This is a genomic window from Paenibacillus sp. J22R98, from assembly GCF_059383835.1.
The window spans coordinates 519,644-539,225 of the sequence record NZ_JBXENW010000003.1; the positions used below are offsets into that span (position 1 = coordinate 519,644).

Here is a 19,582-nt window from a genome sequence, read left to right on the forward strand (position 1 = left end):
GTCTTGGGGGAGGACAATATGAACCAAACCGGGGGAAAGCGACAGCGGTTCGAGCTGCTGTTGAAGCAGGCGGATCTGCCGCAGCAAATGGTCGATGAGTATTTTGCAGATGGTTATATAGAGAAAGTAATCGTAAGCCGGAGTAACCGGGAGTGGACGTTTTGCATAGGCAAAACGACTGTGGTTCCTTTACCGGCTTTTGGTGTTTTTTGCCGCGCAGTCGTTGCGAAATATGCGCATATAGCCCAAATATCGTTTCAGTTTCAGTATGGCAGCGATGTACCGAAGGACGAGCTGGTTCAAGAATATTGGCCGGCTTTCGTGGAATGGCTGCAGCAGAACAATCCTTCCGTTAACGGCTGGATCAGCAAATCGAAGATGATTGCTGAAGGAGATCTGATTACCCTTCATTTGATGGACGAAATGGGTCTGGAGCTTGCCAAGAAGAAGAAAATTGACGAGCTCGCGATCAACTTTTTCAAGCAGCAATTTGCTACAACATGCCGCATGAAGATGATTGTCGGTGAATCCAATCAAGAGGTGTACGAACAGTTCCAGCAGAAGCGGGATCAAGAAGAGCGCGAAGTCATTCAAGCGATGATGACAAGCACGACGGTTTCCGAAGAGCCGACGCTGGACGAAGGCGAAGTTCGCCTTGTCGTCGGGTACGATATTCGCGACGCACCTGTGCCAATTATGAATATTATTGAAGAAGAGAAGAAGATCACCGTCCAGGGCGCGGTCTTCGGTCTCGAAGAGAAGGAACTCCGTAACGGCAGCACGCTCTTTACGTTTAACGTCACGGACTTCTCCGACTCGATTGCGATGAAGATGTTCGCTAAGACGAAAGATGATGTCAAAGTGCTGAAGCAGCTCGCGAATGGCAAATGGATCAAGGCACGTGGACGCGTCGAATACGACCGGTTCATGATGGAGCCTGAGCTGGTCATGATGCCATCTGACATGCATGAGGTTCTGGCGCCTAAAGAAACGAAAGACGATGCCGAAGAGAAGCGCGTCGAGTTCCATTTGCATACGACAATGAGCACGATGGATGCTGTTGCTCCGGTTGATGCTTACATTAAGCAGGCTGCCAAATGGGGACATAAAGCGATAGCCATTACGGACCACGGCAATGTACAGTGTTATCCGGAGGCGGCGAAAGCGGCTAAGAAACATGGCATTAAAGTGCTGTTCGGCTTAGAGGCGAACGTAGTCAATGACGCTATTCCCATGGTTATGAATGCACGCGAAGAAGCGATGCAGTCTGCCGTTTACGTTGTATTCGACGTGGAGACGACGGGACTATCGGTTGTGAACAACAAAATCATTGAGCTTGCCGGCGTGAAAATGCTTGAAGGCAAAGAAATCGATCGCTTCTCGACGTTCATTAACCCGCATGAGAACATTCCTTATAACATTCAACAGTTAACGAATATTACGAACGAAATGGTCGAAGACGCGCCGGAGCTTGGTCCGAAGATTCACGAATTCGTTGAATTTATTGGCGATGCGGTACTGGTTGCCCATAACGCTCGATTTGATATGGGGTTCCTTCAAGCGGCTTGCAAACTTCATGGTCTACCGGAAGTGAAGAATCCCGTTCTGGATACTCTTGAATTTGCGCGATTCCTGCATCCTTCGATGAAGAATCACCGTCTGAATACCCTTTCGGATAAATATAAAATCAGTCTCGAGAATCATCACCGCGCGATCGATGACTCCATTGCACTCGGCGGCGTACTATTCGGTCTGATCGGTGATGCAGCTGCCCGCAACATAACCGGCCTACAAATGCTGAACGACTACGTCGGGCTCGACTTGTCGAACATGCGGCCCTTCCATTGCTGCATCTACGCGCTCAATGGCGCGGGGAAGAAAAATTTGTTCAAACTGATCTCGAAATCGCATACCGAACATTTTAAACGCGTCGCTACGATTCCGAAGAGCAAGCTGACCGAATTGCGCGAAGGGCTGCTGGTAATCTCGGGTTGCGAGAAAGGCGAGTTCTTCGAAGCCGTTATGAATAAGTCGATGGAAGAAGCAGAAGAAGTCGCGCATTACTACGATGTACTGGAAATTCAGCCAATCGACTTTTATATGCATCTTGTTGAGAAAGGTTTTGTAGCAAGCCGCGCTGAGATCGAACAGGCCATTCGCCGCGTATGCGAGATTGGCGATAAGCTCGGGAAACCGGTCATTGCAACAGGCAATGTGCATTACTTGCTGCAACGGGACAAGCTGTTCCGCGACATTACGATCCATGGCATAACAGGCTTTAGTCCGCTCAAAGATATCCGCAAGCCGGATGCTCATTTCCGTACGACGAAAGAAATGCTGGAGGAGTTCGCTTTTCTCGGTGAAGCCCGCGCTTATGAGGTTGTAGTCAAGAATACGTCAGAGCTTGCGGAACGTTTTGAACCGTTTGATATGTTCCCGCCGAAATTGTTCGTTCCTATTATCGAAGGCGCCGATGATGAAATGCGTAATACATGTTATGACACTGCACGTAAACTGTATGGGGAACCGCTTCCGGATGTCGTCGTTCAACGTCTCGAGAGAGAGCTTGTTCCGATTACGAAAGCCGGTTTTGCTGCCAACTATCTCATTTCGGCGAAGCTAGTGAAGAAGTCCAATGAGGATGGATACCTGGTTGGATCACGGGGTTCCGTTGGTTCTTCCATCGTTGCAACCTTCCTAGGGATATCTGAAGTAAATCCGTTACCTGCGCACTACACTTGCTTAGATGAAGCATGTAAGTTTAGTGAATGGTTCCTTGACGGCAGTTATCCGAGCGGTTTCGATTTACCGGATAAGGCTTGTCCAAACTGCGGCAAACCGCTCAAAGGCGAAGGGCAGGATATTCCTTTCGAGACGTTCCTTGGCTTTAAAGGGGATAAAGTTCCCGATATCGATTTGAACTTCTCCGGCGAATATCAAGCGGTAGCCCATAACTTCACGAAGACGATGTTCGGAGCGGAAAACGTATTCCGTGCAGGTACAATCGGCACGGTTGCGGAGAAAACAGCTTACGGCTATACGAAGAAATACGAAGAAGATTACGGCAAGAAGTGGCGCGGTGCTGAGCTTGCAAGGCTCGCCAACGGTTGTACCGGTGTAAAACGAAGCACGGGCCAGCATCCGGGCGGTATCGTCGTTGTGCCGGACTACATCGAGGTTGAGGATGTAACACCGGTGCAGTATCCCGCCGATGATCAGAACGCCGAGTGGAAAACGACCCATTTTGACTATCATGCTTTCGAGGATAACCTCTTGAAGCTCGATATTCTGGGGCACGACGATCCAACCATGATGCGCATGCTTCAGGATCTCACCGGAATTGATCCGACTACGATTCCGATGAACGATCCGAAAGTTATGAGTATGTTCAGTTCTACGGAAGCCCTTGGCGTCACTCCGGATAAAATACGTTCTTCCGTCGCGACCTATGGCGTACCGGAGATGGGAACCAAGTTCGTACGTCAAATGCTTGAAGAGACGAAACCGGCGACCTTTGCCGATTTGCTGCAAATTTCAGGATTGTCTCATGGAACAGGGGTATGGCTCGGTAACGCGCAAGAGCTGATTAAGAACCGTACATGTACGATCAAAACCGTTATCGGGTGTCGTGATGATATTATGCTTTTCTTAATTTATAAAGCAGGTATGGATGCGGGTCTCGCCTTCAAAATTACCGAGAGCGTTCGTAAAGGTAAAGGCCTTACTCCGGAATGGATCGAAGAAATGAAACGCTGTAAAGTGCCGCAATGGTATATTGATTCCTGTCTGAAAATCGAGTACATGTTCCCGAAAGCCCATGCGGCTGCTTACGTTATCTCGGCCGTGCGGACAGCATACTTCAAGCTGTATCAGCCTATTGCGTATTATGCGACGTATTTCTCTATTCGCGCCGAGGACTTTGATTTAGAGCTGCTTTGCAAAGGCTATGAGGCTATCGCAAAGAAGCTGGTCGAAATCGAAGCTAAAGGCTTCAATGCAACGCCGAAAGAGAAAAACAGCGTCTCCTTGCTTGAGATGGCGCTGGAGATGACGGCTCGCGGCTTCTCATTCAAGCCGGTTGATCTCTATCGTTCGGAAGCTACGCGATTCATCATCGATGGCAACTCGATCATTCCGCCGTTCGGCGCGATCAGCGGTATCGGGGAGAACGCTGCGAAGAACATCGCCGGAGCTCGGGATTTTGGCGAGTTCCTATCGATCGAAGACTTCCAGCAAAAGTCCAAAGCAACCAAAACCATCGTCGAAGTGCTGACGACAATGGGCTGCTTCCGTGGCTTGCCGGAGTCGAATCAGTTGTCCTTGTTCTAAGATCTAGGCACTTAAAGTTCACCGCAGGTGAACAAGCCCCCGAAGGGGGCGACTTCTCTAGATGTGGGCATTGAAAGTTCACCGCAGGTGAACAAGCCTCCGAAGGGGGCGACTGTTTTCAGGTTTAGGCACTTAAAGTTCACCGCAGGTGAACAAGCCCCCGAAAGGGGGCGACTGTTTTCAGGTTTAGGCACTTAAAGTTCACCGCAGGTGAACAAGCCCCCGAAAGGGGGCGACTGTTTTCAGGTTTTTCTTCTGGGGTTTATGGTAGTTAAAGGTTGGCGTGAACCACCGAAGTTGCCGGATTACCTCGGCAACTTCGGCTTCGCTCCTAAGCGCTGGTAAGCGAGGGGAAAGAGCGGAATTCGGGGTGCAGCCGGAGAGTTTACGTGCCGCCTTTGAACTCGGGATGCTACCGCGAAGCCGTCTAATCGAGCATCCCGAGTTCAACAGCGGCCCGCAGGCGCACCCCGAATGGAGCGACCCACCCCGAGCGCACCCTCCAGCGCCGTATTGTCACCACATCATGGTTATGTTATAATCTTTCTGGTAATGCTGATGATACGACCTTTTCGCAGAAGAGTGGGGAAACCCACTCTTTACGTTTTGTCTGCACCTTTTTACATATACGATGGGACATAAGCAGGTTCTGCAACAGGTGCATTTCAGCTGAAAAATTAAACTGACCGTACGCCGCCTCTGTTGTGGCGCACCGCTGCAGTGGGAGGTACATTGTTTTTGAGCACATCCACAATCAAAACCGCTGTCGAAGAAATGGTTAGACCGTTCCTCGATGAAAATGGATTTGAACTCGTTGACGTAGAGTATGTGAAAGAAGGAAGCAACTGGTTTCTTCGTGTCTACGTGGACAAAGAAGGCAACATTGATATCGATGAATGCGGCCGGATTAGCGAATATTTGAGCGAGAAGCTGGATGAGAATGATCCGGTATCTGACGCTTATTTTCTCGAAGTATCCTCACCGGGTGCGGAACGTCCGCTTAAGAAGCCCGAAGATGTTAAGAAAGCGGTCGGCAAGCATGTGTTTGCAACGACCTATGAGCCGATTGGCGGCTTGAAAGAATTCGAGGGCAAGCTTCTTTCATTTGATGGGGAAGAGATCGTCATTGAAATCGGTAAAAAGAAACACACCATACCGTATGCGAAAGTTGCCAGTGCCCGTTTAGCCATCGTCTTCTAAGGAGAAGACAACGGCATGATTATAACGTTAGGGAACTAGTTGAAAGGGGGAACTCATTTCCAATGAGCATGGAATTTATTGAAGCACTGACGGAAATCGAAAGAGAGAAGGGGATCAGCAAGGATATCTTGCTGGAAGCCATTGAAGCAGCCCTGATATCGAGCTACAAACGCAATTTTAATACCGCCCAAAATGTACGTGTTGATATTAACCGGTTTACCGGAGTCATTAAAGTGTATGCACGCAAAGCCGTAGTAGAGGATGTACTAGATCCTAGACTTGAGATCTCGGTTGAAGCTTCCCGTGAAATCAACCCGCATTATCAGCTTGACGATATCGCGGAAATCGAAGTAACGCCTCGTGATTTTGGCCGGATTGCGGCTCAAACCGCGAAGCAGGTTGTTACGCAACGTATCCGTGAAGCAGAACGCGGCCTCATTTACAATGCCTTCATCGATAAAGAAGAAGACATTGTGAATGGTATCGTGCAGCGTCAAGACGTACGCAACCTGTTTATCGACCTTGGCAAGGTAGAAGCGGTACTGCCGCTGACCGAATTGATGCCAACGGACAAATTCAAGCATGGAGATCGCGTGAAATCGTTCATCACGAAAGTGGAGAACACGACGAAAGGACCGCAAATTTTCCTTTCCCGTACGCACCCGGGCTTGCTGAAACGCCTATTCGAACTCGAAGTGCCTGAGATTTATGATGGCGTAGTTGAGATTCGCTCTGTCGCGCGTGAAGCGGGCTTCCGCTCCAAGATCGCTGTTTATTCCCGCAATGCCGAAGTGGATCCGGTTGGATCATGCGTCGGTCAGAAAGGGATGCGCGTGCAAACCATCGTTACGGAGCTCAAAGGCGAGAAGATTGATATCGTTCGCTGGTCCGAGAACGTTGAAGAATATGTTGCGAATGCGCTTAGCCCTTCTAAAGTTATCGAGGTAATCGTATACGAGCAAGAGAAGATGGCACGCGTCATTGTTCCGGATTATCAGCTGTCGCTGGCAATCGGGATTAAAGGTCAGAATGCTCGTTTGGCTGCGAAGCTGACGGGTTGGAAGATCGATATTAAGAGCGAAACGCAGGCGGAGCAAGAATTTGGTCGTCCAAAGTCGCCGATGAGCACGATGCATCAGGATTCCGTCTCCATCGACTAAGAGCTGATGTTCAGGGGGGATGAACGGTGAGACCTAGAAAAATTCCACTGCGTAAATGTGTTGCTTGTCAGGAGATGAAGGCAAAGAAAGAGCTGATCCGCGTCGTTCGTACGCCTGATGAATCGGTTCTGATCGATTTGACGGGGAAGAAAGCAGGGCGCGGCGCTTATCTTTGCGGGAAAGTCGCTTGCTTTAAGCTAGCCAAGAAGAGCAGGGCACTTGATCGGGCTTTGAAACAAACCGTTGGCATTGAAATATATGATCAGCTGGAGCAAGATTTTATCGCTGTAGAGGACACGTTTAACGCGAATAAGGATGAGATCGATGACGAAGACGAAGCATAAGTCGCTTAACACGCTTGGCATGGCGATGCGGGCCGGTAAGCTTGTTACCGGAGACGAGACCGTATTGAAAGCAATCCAGCAGGGCAAAGCGAAACTTGTCATAGTTGCCGGTGATGCATCAGATAATACGAAGAAGAAGTTTCGGGACAAATGTGCTTCCTACAATGTCAAACTCGTAGAAGCATTCGACCGAATTACGCTTGGGGAAGCAATCGGCAAGTCAGAGAGGGTTCTCCTAGGTGTAACCGACTCAGGCTTTTCTAAAAGCATTGCACAGAGCTTAATTGAACCTACGGAGGTGGAGTATATTGACTAAACAACAAGACAAAGATAAATTACGCGTCTACGAATACGCGAAAAACTTAAATATGAGCAGCAAGGAAATCATTACGATCCTAAAGCGACTCAATCTGCCCGTTAACAATCATATGAGCGTTATGGAAAATGAAATGGTTTCGAAGGTGGAAGGTTTCTTCCGCGATATTAAAGCTAACGCAGCAGCGAAACGCGCCCAGGAGAGCGCGACCGTCTCTGCAGCAGCTCAGTCGTCTAATCGCCAGCAACCGCAGGGTCAGCCTGAACGCAAGGCTCAATCAAGCACGAATGCTCCAGCGCAAGGACATGGACAGGTCAACAAAAATACTCAGGAACAGCAGGGGAATATGAATACAACTAATACGCAAGCACCTAGCACGAACGCAGCTCAGACTGCGAACGCGGCGCCAAGTCCGGCAAGCACACAAACACCGGCAACAGGCGTAACAGCGAGCACGACACCGACGACCTCCACTCAACAGCCTACATCAGGCCAACCGCAAGGCAGCTCGAGCTCAAATCCGCGTCCGCAAGGTCAAGGCGGCTATCAAGGCAATCGTCCGCAAGGTCAAGGCGGCTACCAAGGCAACCGTCCGCAAGGTCAAGGCGGTCAAGGTGGTCAAGGCCAGCGTCCGCAAGGTCAAGGCGGCGGCTATCAAGGCAACCGTCCAGCAGGTCAAGGCACCGGCTACCAAGGTAGTCGTCCACAAGGCCAAGGCTCTTCGCAAGGCGGTCAAGGACAACGTCCGCAAGGCCAAGGCTCCTCGCAAGGCGGCCAAGGTCAACGTCCACAAGGTCAAGGCGGCGGCTACCAAGGCAATCGTCCGGCAGGTCAAGGCGCAGGCGGTGGCGGCGGTTATCAAGGCAACCGTCCTTCGGGTCAAGGCTCGAGTACTGGCGGCGGTCAAGGCGGCGGTTTCCGTCCTTCCACACCGCGCCCGGATCAAGCGAGTCAACAACCGAACCGCAGTGCTGCTCCAGCTCGTACATTCGAGTCACGCAGTACGACGTCCGATGATCATGCAAAGAAAAGAAACAATCCGAAGGCGGCTAACAGCAACTTCGGTGCGAATAAACGTTTTGAAGATTCCCGTACAGGCAACTTCAAGAACAACCGCGGCGGTAAGAACAACCGTGGTAAAGGACAACAGCAAGAGCGCAAAGAGAAAATCGACAATACGCCGAAGAAAATTATTGTACGCGGTACAGTAACGGTTGGCGAATTGGCTAAATTGCTTCATAAGGATGCTTCCGAGGTTATCAAGAAGCTCATCATGCTTGGTGTAATGGCTACCATTAACCAAGAGGTCGATCTGGATACCGTTCAATTGATCGCTACAGAATATGGCGTTGAGGTTGAAGTGAAGATCCCTGTAGAAGAGGATGCATTCGAAACACTGGAAGAGAAGGACGAAGAGGATACACTGGAAGCTCGTCCACCTGTTGTTACCATCATGGGTCACGTCGATCATGGTAAAACAACACTTCTTGATGCCATCAGACACACTAGCGTAACTAGCGGTGAAGCCGGCGGTATCACGCAGCATATCGGTGCTTATCAAGTTGAAATCAATAATAAGAAAATTACGTTCCTCGATACACCGGGTCACGAAGCATTTACGCTCATGCGTGCTCGCGGTGCTCAAGTAACGGATATTACGATTATCGTTGTAGCAGCCGATGACGGCGTTATGCCTCAAACGGTTGAAGCCATTAACCATGCTAAAGCAGCAGGCGTTCCGATTATCGTAGCGGTTAACAAAATCGATAAGCCAGGCGCTGACGTAGATAAAATCAAACAAAGCTTGACGGAGTATCAGCTCGTTCCGGAAGAGTGGGGCGGAGATACCATCTTCGTAAACGTGTCCGCTAAGCAACGCACTAATCTTGAGGAACTCCTTGAGATGATTCTGCTCGTTGCCGAAGTGAACGACTACAAAGCGAACCCGAACAAACGTGCACGCGGTACGGTAATCGAGGCTGAGCTTGATAAAGGTAAAGGTCCGGTTGCTCGCGTTCTCGTTCAACACGGTACGCTTAAGATCGGTGACGCATTTGTTGCGGGCAACTGCTTCGGCCGCGTTCGTGCGATGGTCAACGATAAGGGCCGCCGTCTCAAAGAAGCGGGTCCTAGCACGCCGATCGAGATTACGGGTCTAACGGAAGTTCCGCAAGCCGGCGATCCGTTCCTCGTGTTCGAAGACGAGCGCAAAGCACGTGCGATTGCAGATCGCCGTGCAATTAAGCACCGCCAATCCGAACTCGGTGCAAATTCGAGAGTAACGCTCGAAGATTTGTACAATCATATTAAAGAAGGCGAAATCAAGGATCTGAACGTGATCATCAAAGCTGACGTTCAAGGTTCCTCTGAGGCGCTTAAAGGATCCCTTGCCAAAATCGACATCGAAGGCGTACGCGTTAAGATCATCCATAGCGGTGCAGGCGCGATTACAGAATCCGATATCAACTTGGCAGCAGCGTCCAGTGCTATCGTTATCGGCTTTAACGTTCGTCCAGAGCCTCAGGCGCTTGCAACGGCGGAGCAGGAGAAAGTCGATATTCGTCTGCACAGCATTATCTATAACGTGATTGACGAAATTGAGCATGCCATGAAAGGGATGCTGGATCCGATCTTCAAGGAAGTCATTATGGGCCAGGCTGAAGTGCGTAATATTTTCAAAGTTACAAAGGTCGGCGTAATTGCAGGCTGTATGGTTACTTCCGGAAAAATTACACGCAGCGCGAAAGCTCGCTTAATCCGTGCCGGTATCGTGGTCTTGGAAACCGAAATCGAATCGCTTAAACGGTTCAAGGATGATGCAAAAGAAGTGGCGCAAGGCTATGAGTGCGGCATAACGCTCGAGAAGATGAACGACCTTAAAGAGGGAGACATTATCGAGGCTTACGTCCTGGAAAGTGTAGAGAGGTGATCAACCTATGGCTAAAGTCCGCGTAGGACGTGTAGGTGAACAAATCAAGAAAGAATTGAGCCAAATCATTCAGACGGAGCTCAAAGATCCGCGCATCGGTTTCATAACGGTAACCGGCGTTGATCTAACGAATGACCTCTCGCAAGCACGTGTTTATCTAAGCGTGCTGGGCAGTGAAGAGCAGAAAGAAGAAACGCTTAAAGCTCTTGCCCGCGGTACAGGTTTCATTCGTTCCGAGCTCGGTAAACGAATTCGATTCCGCCATACGCCGGAGCTGCTGTTCAAATTCGACAGCAGTATCGAGTACGGCAGCAAGATCGAAGCGTTACTGCATACGATTAACGGCCGGAGCGGCGAATGACCACGGCGAAAGCTGCGGTTTTCTCGGCCGCTTATAAAGAACAGCTGCAAGCGGCGCTTGACTTCATTCGAGACGGCAATCGGTTTCTTGTCGTCTCGCATGTTCAGCCGGACGGAGATGCCATCAGCTCGACAGTAGTTGTTGGCTGGCTTCTTCGCCAATTGGGTAAGCAAGCCGTCTTGATTAACGAAGGTGCGGTGCCGATTCGTCTAGAGTTTCTGGAATCGTCGGCATCGATCATTAATTATAGCAAGCAGCCATTGGATGAAACGTTTAACCGCATCATTGCTATTGATTGCGCGGACTTCCGCCGAATCGGGCGTGTGAGCGAAAGATTTGCCGAATCAGCTCAATTGCTTAATATTGATCATCATCCTACTAATGATGCTTTCGGCACAGCGAACTTAATCCGAATCGATGCGGCCGCAACGGTCGAAATTTTATATGATCTAATCGAGTATGGGGCCATTTCACTTGATCGTGAAGTTGCTACCGCCATTTATACAGGTCTTCTTACGGATACAGGCGGATTCCGTTACTCCAACACGACTCCAAGGGTCATGCAGGTTGCATCGCGCATGCTGGCGGAGGAAGTTGAAGGACACTGGATTGCCAATCATTTGCTGGAGCAAATGACAAAACCTCAGTTGCTTCTTTTGCAGCGCGGACTTAATCGGTTAACGTTCTCGGATGATAACCGAATTGCGTGGCTGTATGTCGCTTTCTCCGATATGGCGGAAACCGGTGCGGTTGGCGATGACCTTGAAGGTCTGGTCAACTACGCGGTAAATGTGGAAGGCGTTGACGTAGGCATCTTGTTCAAAGAAACCGAGAATGGCGATGTGAAAGTTAGCATGCGCTCTACCGGTAAAGCAGATGTAGCGGCAATTGCGCAAACGTTTGGCGGCGGCGGACATGTCCGGGCAGCAGGCTTCCGATTGGAGCACGGGATACAAGAAGCAATCGGCAAAGTTGTGCAAGCAGCAAGCGAGGCGCTTAACCTATGATGGATGGCATTTTGGCAGTTTGGAAGCCCGCTGGCTGGACCTCGCATGACGTGGTCGCTAAAGTCAGAGGCATTGTTAAAGTCAAACGAATCGGCCATACCGGTACGCTGGATCCTGCCGTAACCGGAGTGCTGCCGCTTTGTATTGGCCGAGCGACGCGCGTAGTCGAATATGTGCAGGAACGGCCTAAATGTTATGAAGCGGTAATGCAGTTCGGCATTGCGACAGATACAGAGGATTTAACCGGAACGGTGCTCGAAGAGCTTCCTTCTGTGACGTTGACGGAGGCGGATATTCGCCGCGTCTTATCTTCGTTCGTAGGCGAGATCGAGCAGGTACCTCCGATGTACTCAGCTGTTCGAGTTAACGGTAAACGGTTATACGAATTGGCACGTGAAGGTCAAGTGATTGAACGGAAATCCAGACCGGTAACGATCTATGCTCTGGATTTACTAGATATGAAGCTGGACCGGCCGCACCCAACCATTCGATTCTCTGTTTCCTGCTCCAAAGGTACTTATATCCGCACGCTATGCGTAGATATTGGACAAGCCCTTGGTGTACCTGCTGTAATGGCAGAGTTAATTCGCACGATGTCCGGAGGTTTTACGAAGGAGCAATGCTTCACGCTCGAACAAATCGCGCAACTTCAAGCTGCCGGCGAGCTAGAAGAGAAGCTGACGCCTTCTGATGAAGCGCTTGATCATTTTCCCCGTGCTACAGTTAGCATGGAGAATGTACAGCGTGCCTTCCAGGGCAAGCGGATCTCCTTGAACGCGATGTTCGACCATGGAGATTATCGTACGGATTCCATCATTCGCCTCTATGGCATTGACGGTACATTCGTCGGCTTGTTTTCTCCGGATGAAGATACAGCGACGCTTAAAGCTGTGAAGGTTTTCACCAAAACAGCAGATTAGTGAAGAACTTAAAGCAGGTGTGACTGCAGTGGAAATTATCTCATTACAATATCCGATTGTCTCGTCTCAAGCAGCGCTTACAGCCAAACCGAAAACGCTGGCAATCGGTCATTTTGACGGCGTTCATCGCGGCCATCAGAACGTGATTCGGCATGCAATGGAAGCTGCCCGCGCGGCAGGCCTTCAGGGAGCTATTATGACCTTTCATCCTCACCCGAAGGAAGTGCTTGGTCAGAACGGGCAGTATACGGCAAGTCTTACTCCCCTTGATGAGAAGGTAGAACGCTTCCGCAAATTAGGTGCTCAAGTCGTATACATCGTGAACTTCGATTTGGATTTCGCCAGCGTAACTCCGGCAGACTTTGTCGAGTACGTGCTGCGACCGCTTCAAGTGAAGCAAGCGACGGTTGGCTTTGATTTTACCTTTGGAGCCAAGGGTGCAGGGAAGCCGGAAACATTATGGGCACTTGGTGAGCCTGATATCGAGGTGGAAATCGTGGATCCTTTCATGCAGGATGGGGATAAAGTAAGCAGTACGCTAATTCGTGAAGCACTTTCTGAAGGGCGGCCCGAAGTAGCGGAGCAGCTTCTCGGCGAACCGTATCAAGTACGGGGAGTTGTTATTCATGGGGAAGGCAGAGGACGGACGATCGGTTTTCCGACAGCGAACATTAAGCAAGAAGCAGCCTATCTGATTCCAAGACAAGGCGTTTATGCTGTAATGGTTCAAGTTGACGGGAAGCGGGTGCCGGCTGTTCTCAATATCGGCGTAAAGCCGACTTTCCACGAAAAACTGCCAGAACCGGTTATGGAGGCGCATCTGCTCGATTTCAGCGGTGATCTGTATGATAAATCCATCACGGTCCAATTTATCTCCTTCTTACGAAGCGAGAAGAAGTTCGGATCCATTGATGAATTGATCGCTCAGATCAAATCAGATGCCGAACAGGCGAGTTCCGTTCTGGCAGCTTACAATAAGAATTAGGCTCGGCATTTACTTCTTGTAGGCAGATGTGTTATACTCTATTTCGTTGCGTAATCATGTTCTATTGACACTACGCGCAGCGAAACAGAACCTTAGCTTGGCCAGTTCGTTTTTCACCGGGCGACGGCGAGGCTAACGGCGATTATGATAGAAGGAGGTGAACATGGATGGCACTTACACAAGAGCGTAAACACCAATTGATCGACGAACACAAAACCCACGCGAACGATACCGGTTCTCCGGAAGTTCAAATCGCTATCCTGACGCAAAACATCGTCAACTTGACAGATCATCTTCGGACGCACAAGAAAGATCATCACTCGCGTCGCGGTCTGCTTAAGATGGTTGGTCAACGTCGTAAATTGTTGGCTTACTTGAAAAACAAAGACGTTAAACGTTACAGCGCATTGATCGAAAAACTCGGCCTTCGCCGATAATAGATGCGGGGATAAAAGCAACCTGGTTGTCAAGCCGCCTGGGATTCCAGGCTCAGCTGCACTGGGTTGCTTTTTGTAAATAAACCATACATAATGTTTTTGAGCAGCTCCAAGTGGAGCTTTTCTTATAGGTAATTTTTCGACAGTTTTTGGTAATGGAGTGCGTGTGTGGAAATTAATGAAAACCTGACAGCTGAGCATCCCGGGTGGGGTGTAGCGGCTTGCAGTTGAGGAGGAATAATATGCTGCATCGTGTAGAAACAACGCTTGGCGGCCGACCGTTCATTCTTGAGACGGGTCGTTTAGCCAAACAAGCAAACGCAGCGGTAACCGTGAAATACGGTGAAACTGTAGTATTATGTACGGTGGTATCATCCACTGAGCCGAAGAATCTTGACTTTTTCCCACTGACAGTCAACTATGAAGAGCGTTTATATGCAGTAGGTAAAATTCCAGGCGGTTTCATTAAGCGTGAAGGTCGTCCAAGTGAGAAAGCGATCCTGGCGAGCCGTTTGACAGACCGTCCGATTCGTCCGCTATTTCCGGATGGCTTCCGTAACGAAGTACAAATTGCCAATATCGTCATGAGCGTGGATCAAGACTGCACACCGGAAATCGCAGCGATGATCGGTACGTCCGCAGCGTTGACATTGTCGGATATTCCGTTCAACGGACCCGTTGGCGGCGTTATTGTTGGCCGTATCGACGGTCAATTTATCATCAACCCTACGGTTGACCAAGAAACGAAAAGCGACGTGCACGTTGTAGTTTCCGGTACCAAAGATGCGATTATGATGGTAGAAGCGGAAGCAAACGAAGTATCGGAAGATGTCATCCTCGAAGCGATTATGTTCGGTCACGATGAGATCAAACGTATTGTCGCTACGATCGAAGAGCTTCAAGGTCTTGCAGGCAAACCGAAGGTTGAAGTGAAGCTACATACGGTGGATGCTGCGGTTAACGAGGCTGTTCGCGCGTTTGCGAAAGCACGTCTTGTTGAAGCAGTCAGCATTGCGGAGAAGCATGCTCGTCAAGAAGCGATCGACGTTGTGAATGCAGACACGATTTCCCACTTTGAAGCGGAATATGCGGAAACGCCTGAGCTTCTTGGCGATGTGAAGGAAGTCCTTTACGATATCGTGAAAGAAGAAGTGCGTCGTTTGATCACGCATGATAAGATTCGTCCGGATGGACGAGCTCTAAGCGAAATCCGTCCAATCGAATGTGATGTCGCCTTGCTGCCTCGCACGCATGGTTCCGGTTTGTTCACACGCGGACAAACGCAAGCACTAAGCATCTGTACGCTTGGCGCACTGGGCGATGTGCAAATTCTTGACGGTATTGATCTGACTGAAACGAAACGTTTCATGCATCATTACAACTTCCCTCCGTTCAGCGTAGGGGAAGCTAGACCGCTGCGTCCTCCGGGCCGTCGTGAAATCGGTCACGGTGCTCTTGGTGAGCGCGCGTTGTCCAAAGTCATTCCGAATGAAACTGAATTCCCATATACCATTCGTCTCGTTTCCGAGGTGTTGGAATCGAACGGCTCCACCAGCCAAGCAAGTATTTGCGCAAGCACACTTGCCATGATGGATGCAGGCGTTCCGATTAAAGCACCGGTTGCGGGTATCGCAATGGGTCTAATCAAAGACGGCGATCACTTCTCCATTCTCTCGGATATTCAAGGGATGGAAGATCACCTCGGCGATATGGACTTTAAAGTTGCCGGTACTGCAGCAGGCGTAACTGCGATCCAAATGGATATCAAAATCGACGGTATCGATCGTGCGATTCTCTCGCAATCTTTGGAACAAGCTCGTGTTGGCCGTTTGCACATTCTTGGTAAAATGAATGAAGTCATGCAAACACCTCGTACAAGCCTTTCCAAATATGCACCGAAAATCGTCATTATGAAAATCCATCCGGACAAAATCCGTGACGTTATCGGCTCAGGCGGTAAAATCATCAATAAAATCATTGATGAAACCGGCGTAAAAATCGATATCGAGCAAGATGGAACAGTGTTCATTGCATCTTCCAACGCAGAAGCCAATGAGCGTGCAAAACAAATCATCGAAGGCATCGTTCGTGAAGTGGTTGTAGGCGAGGTTTACCTCGGTACAGTGAAACGGATCGAGAAATTCGGCTGCTTCGTAGAAATTTTGCCAAACAAAGACGGTTTGGTTCATATTTCACAAATCTCTACAGAGCGTGTTGCTAAAGTTGAGGATGTCCTGAAAATCGGCGATCAAATTACAGTTAAAGTAACGGAAATCGACCAACAAGGCCGCATCAACTTGTCCCGCAAAGCAGTTCTGACTCCAGAGGTTCCTGCTCAGCAGTCCTAAGGATAGAGTAACAGATAAGAATGTAGAGACAGATGCTGGCATCTGTCTCTTTTTTGTTGCCTTATTGTCCTTCGCTTCTTCTCATAAAGTGGGCCGAGCCATAATATGATGAAGGAGAAGGGTGGGACAGCTCCTATGAGGCTGAAGAAAGCTATCGTCATGGCATTGGTCATGTGCACGCTAATAATGTTTGTAAGGCTGAATAGCCCGCTCGCTGAATACGTGACGGCAGTAAAGAATGGCAACCGTGGTGCATTCGAGCCGACACTATATGCATTCTCCGGAACGAATTCAGCTCTTATGGATACGATTCGATCTGAAGCAGAGAAGAAGCGGATAGCACCGGTTGACGCAAGAGTGGATCGGGTTTGGAAAGCGATACCGGGCTACAACGGTTTGGAGATTGATGTGGACAAAACTTATCGGCTCATGGAGAATGCTCCCGAGAATGAGCCTATTCGGTTTGTATACAAGGAAGTGGAGCCGAAGGTTAGCTTGAATGATCTTGGACGCGTTCCTATTTATAAAGGCAATCCAAACAAGCCTATGGTGGCCATAATGATTAATGTGGCTTGGGGGAATGAGTACATTCCGTCCATCTTGAACACGCTGAGGAAGGAAAACGTAAAAGCGACATTTTTCTTCGATGGGTCCTGGCTGAAGAAAAACACCGATGTGGCCAAGCTTATTCAAGCCGAAGGACATGAAATTTCGAATCACGCGTATACGCATCCAAAGATGAGTCAACTTGATCGGCGTTCTGCATATAATCAAATTGCAAAGACCGAAGCCTTACTGAAGTCTACTTTGAATGTCACGAACAAATGGTTCGCGCCGCCTTCGGGTGATTTTAATCAAATGACGGTTGATGTCGCAGCGGAGCAGGGGCTCAAGACCGTCCTCTGGACGCTCGACACGGTTGACTGGACGCATCCGCCCGCATACTCGATCATTCGTAAGGTGCGTACCCGCGTGGAGCCGGGATCGCTCATTCTGATGCATCCGACGGATTCATCAAGCGCTGCGCTTCCGGGAATGATTACCGCAATCAAGCAGAAAGGTCTCATGCTCGGTACCGTCAGTGAAACGCTCTCCTCCAAGAGAACCTCATTAGTTGAGGCAAGACCATAATTTTGTTATAGTGAAGTCATTGTATTTCTGCTAGATGGTGATGAAGCAGCAGAAAACGTGTAGGAGGAACCGAATTGAATAACTATACCCTTAGCAATGGTTTACGCGTCGTAGTAGAATACATACCGACATTCCGATCGGTGGCCTTTGGGATCTGGGTCAAGACCGGCTCGCGCAACGAGTCACCTGAGAATAATGGGATTTCCCATTTTATCGAGCACATGTTGTTTAAAGGAACAGAACGTCACAGCGCGAAAGATATCGCAGATCTGTTCGATGGTATCGGCGGCAACGTAAATGCGTTTACTGCCAAAGAATACACCTGTTATTTTGCCAAAGTATTGGATCAGCATTTGCCTATCGCCGTAGATGCGTTAGCGGACATGTTCTTCAATTCTCAAATGGACGGGGCGGAATTGGCAAAAGAGAAAAATGTCATTCTCGAAGAAATTTCGATGTATGAAGATACGCCTGATGATAAAGTGCATGACGAAGCGTCTCGTTCTGCTTATGGCGATCACCCGCTTGCGTATTCCATTCTCGGTCTGGAAGAGCGGTTAAGTGCCATGGATGGCGACTCTCTGCGCGGCTACATGAAGAGTCAATATCGAATTGATAACACCGTTATAAGTGTGGCAGGCAATGTTGAAGAGAAATCGCTAATCGAGCTGCTGGAGAAGCACTTCGGCGGATTCACAAATAACGGGACAGAAACTGCGGTTACCACACCAACCTTTAGCGGGCAATACCTGTTCCATAAGAAGAAAACAGAACAGAATCATATCTGTATCTCGTTTCCGGGATGTTCCTTTGCAGATCCGCAGCTCTATGCCATGATTTTGTTGAATAATGCAGTAGGTGGAGGCATGAGTTCCAGACTGTTCCAAGAAATCCGTGAGAAACGCGGTCTGGCGTATTCGGTTTATTCTTATCATACCTCTTATGCCGACAGCGGTTTGTTTACCGTTTATGCAGGGACCGCGCCGAAGCAAACCAAAGAAGTGCTGGAGTTAACGATGGCGCAAATGCATGATTTGGCTGTTAAAGGACTGACGGATATTGAACTGCACCGCGGTAAGGAGCAGCTTAAAGGAAGTCTGATCCTAAGCCTTGAAAGCACATCGAGCCGGATGAATCGGCTTGGCAAGAACGAGCTGATGCTTGGTCGCCACTATACGCTGGATGAGATGCTGAAGCGTATTGACGATGTGGATATGAAGGATATTCAAGACGTAACGAAACGTATGCTATCCGTTCCTTTTGCCGTGGCGATGGTGGGCAGCAACGATAAAGCAGCAGCGTCAATCGGGAGGGATTCACTTGTTTCAAGTGTTATTTAAACGACTGCCCGGCAATGAAGAAATCGCACTGCCACGCAAGATGTCTGAGCTTGCGGCGGGATTCGATCTTCAAGCGGCAGTAAGCGAGCCTGTTATCTTGAACCCGGGAGAGCGCAAGCTCATCCCGACGGGGTTCTCGATGGCCATGCCTGCGGAACTAGAAGCGCAAATCCGTCCTAGAAGCGGGCTTGCGTATAAACATGGCATTACTTGCTTGAATTCGCCCGGAACAATCGATGCTGACTACCGCGGCGAGGTAAAGGTGCTGCTCGTGAATTTGGGGCAGGAGCCATTTGCGATTGAACGCGGGGAGCGCATTGCACAGATGCTGTTCCAGATCGTGCCTGATGTAACGATTACTGAGGTGGATGAACTGCCGGATACCGTACGCGGTGCAGGCGGCTTTGGCCATACCGGTGTGTAATCTGCAAAGGTAGAAATCATATATTTATTGTACGAAGAGCACCGGGGCTGCAGCCTCGGTGCTTTTTGTGTTTGACGGCAGCCCGAATTTCATTTTCACCCCGCTCTGGGCGGATGCATAAGATGGTCTATAACCAAGTGCGCATACTGTCATTTGGGTTGCCTTGACGGAAGGCGCTGGGGCAGTTACAGAGATGCTGCTAACCGAGCCGCGGTTCTCGCGCGTCTAACGGTTACAGTAGTACTGCTAACCGAGCCGCGGTAGCTCGCGCGTCTAACGGTTACAGTAGTACTGCTAACCGAGCCGCGGTAGCTCGCGCGTCTAACGGTTACAGTAGGAAAGGAGTGATAC

At 49.6% G+C, this 19,582-nt stretch carries 15 protein-coding genes; all 15 read left to right on the forward strand.

Going from position 1 to position 19,582, the window contains the following annotated elements:
• Positions 1–18 precede the first annotated feature (18 nt).
• The 15 genes from AC50Y3_RS12610 (at position 19) to dut (ending at position 19,231) form a co-directional block, all read left to right on the forward strand.
• Entirely contained in the window at positions 19–4,329 is a 4,311-nt protein-coding gene (locus AC50Y3_RS12610) for a PolC-type DNA polymerase III (RefSeq protein WP_494819068.1), read from the forward strand.
• 738 nt (positions 4,330–5,067) lie between these two features.
• The gene (rimP, locus tag AC50Y3_RS12615; RefSeq protein WP_494819069.1) at positions 5,068–5,529 is read left to right on the forward strand and encodes a ribosome maturation factor RimP; all 462 of its coding nucleotides are present in this window, start codon (positions 5,068–5,070) and stop codon (positions 5,527–5,529) included.
• 62 nt (positions 5,530–5,591) lie between these two features.
• On the forward strand, positions 5,592–6,689 hold the full coding sequence (gene nusA, locus AC50Y3_RS12620; protein WP_091218655.1) for a transcription termination factor NusA: 1,098 nt from the start codon (positions 5,592–5,594) through the stop codon (positions 6,687–6,689).
• A 26-nt stretch (positions 6,690–6,715) separates the two neighbouring features.
• Positions 6,716–7,033 carry an RNase P modulator RnpM gene (gene rnpM / locus AC50Y3_RS12625; protein WP_210661455.1) on the forward strand — a complete coding sequence of 106 codons (318 nt, stop codon included), beginning with the start codon at positions 6,716–6,718 and terminating at the stop codon, positions 7,031–7,033.
• Positions 7,014–7,349: a L7Ae/L30e/S12e/Gadd45 family ribosomal protein gene (locus tag AC50Y3_RS12630; RefSeq protein ID WP_494819070.1), complete on the forward strand. Its 336-nt coding sequence runs from the start codon at positions 7,014–7,016 to the stop codon at positions 7,347–7,349. The genes rnpM and AC50Y3_RS12630 overlap by 20 nt, the downstream gene beginning before the upstream one ends.
• A complete protein-coding gene (gene infB / locus AC50Y3_RS12635; protein WP_494819071.1) occupies positions 7,342–10,278 on the forward strand; it encodes a translation initiation factor IF-2 in 2,937 nt (978 codons plus the stop codon). Before AC50Y3_RS12630 ends, infB begins: the two co-directional genes overlap by 8 nt.
• A gap of 7 nt (positions 10,279–10,285) precedes the next feature.
• On the forward strand, positions 10,286–10,639 hold the full coding sequence (rbfA, locus tag AC50Y3_RS12640) for a 30S ribosome-binding factor RbfA (protein WP_091218644.1): 354 nt from the start codon (positions 10,286–10,288) through the stop codon (positions 10,637–10,639).
• Complete coding sequence (locus tag AC50Y3_RS12645; protein WP_494819072.1) at positions 10,636–11,646, forward strand: DHH family phosphoesterase; 1,011 nt, start codon at positions 10,636–10,638, stop codon at positions 11,644–11,646. The genes rbfA and AC50Y3_RS12645 overlap by 4 nt, the downstream gene beginning before the upstream one ends.
• On the forward strand, positions 11,643–12,566 hold the full coding sequence (gene truB / locus AC50Y3_RS12650) for a tRNA pseudouridine(55) synthase TruB (protein ID WP_494819073.1): 924 nt from the start codon (positions 11,643–11,645) through the stop codon (positions 12,564–12,566). The genes AC50Y3_RS12645 and truB overlap by 4 nt, the downstream gene beginning before the upstream one ends.
• A 28-nt stretch (positions 12,567–12,594) precedes the next feature.
• Entirely contained in the window at positions 12,595–13,551 is a 957-nt protein-coding gene (locus AC50Y3_RS12655) for a bifunctional riboflavin kinase/FAD synthetase (RefSeq protein WP_494819074.1), read from the forward strand.
• A 167-nt stretch (positions 13,552–13,718) separates the two neighbouring features.
• The gene (gene rpsO, locus AC50Y3_RS12660; RefSeq protein WP_090574209.1) at positions 13,719–13,988 is read left to right on the forward strand and encodes a 30S ribosomal protein S15; all 270 of its coding nucleotides are present in this window, start codon (positions 13,719–13,721) and stop codon (positions 13,986–13,988) included.
• Positions 13,989–14,230: 242 nt separating this feature from the next.
• Positions 14,231–16,336: a polyribonucleotide nucleotidyltransferase gene (gene pnp, locus AC50Y3_RS12665; protein ID WP_494819075.1), complete on the forward strand. Its 2,106-nt coding sequence runs from the start codon at positions 14,231–14,233 to the stop codon at positions 16,334–16,336.
• Positions 16,337–16,471: 135 nt separating this feature from the next.
• The gene (locus tag AC50Y3_RS12670; protein WP_494819076.1) at positions 16,472–17,467 is read left to right on the forward strand and encodes a polysaccharide deacetylase family protein; all 996 of its coding nucleotides are present in this window, start codon (positions 16,472–16,474) and stop codon (positions 17,465–17,467) included.
• 74 nt (positions 17,468–17,541) lie between these two features.
• Positions 17,542–18,807, forward strand: a complete 1,266-nt coding sequence (locus tag AC50Y3_RS12675; protein ID WP_494819077.1) for a M16 family metallopeptidase — start codon at positions 17,542–17,544, stop codon at positions 18,805–18,807.
• Positions 18,788–19,231, forward strand: coding sequence for a dUTP diphosphatase (dut, locus tag AC50Y3_RS12680; RefSeq protein ID WP_494819078.1), 444 nt, complete (start codon positions 18,788–18,790; stop codon positions 19,229–19,231). Before AC50Y3_RS12675 ends, dut begins: the two co-directional genes overlap by 20 nt.
• Positions 19,232–19,582 lie beyond the last annotated feature (351 nt).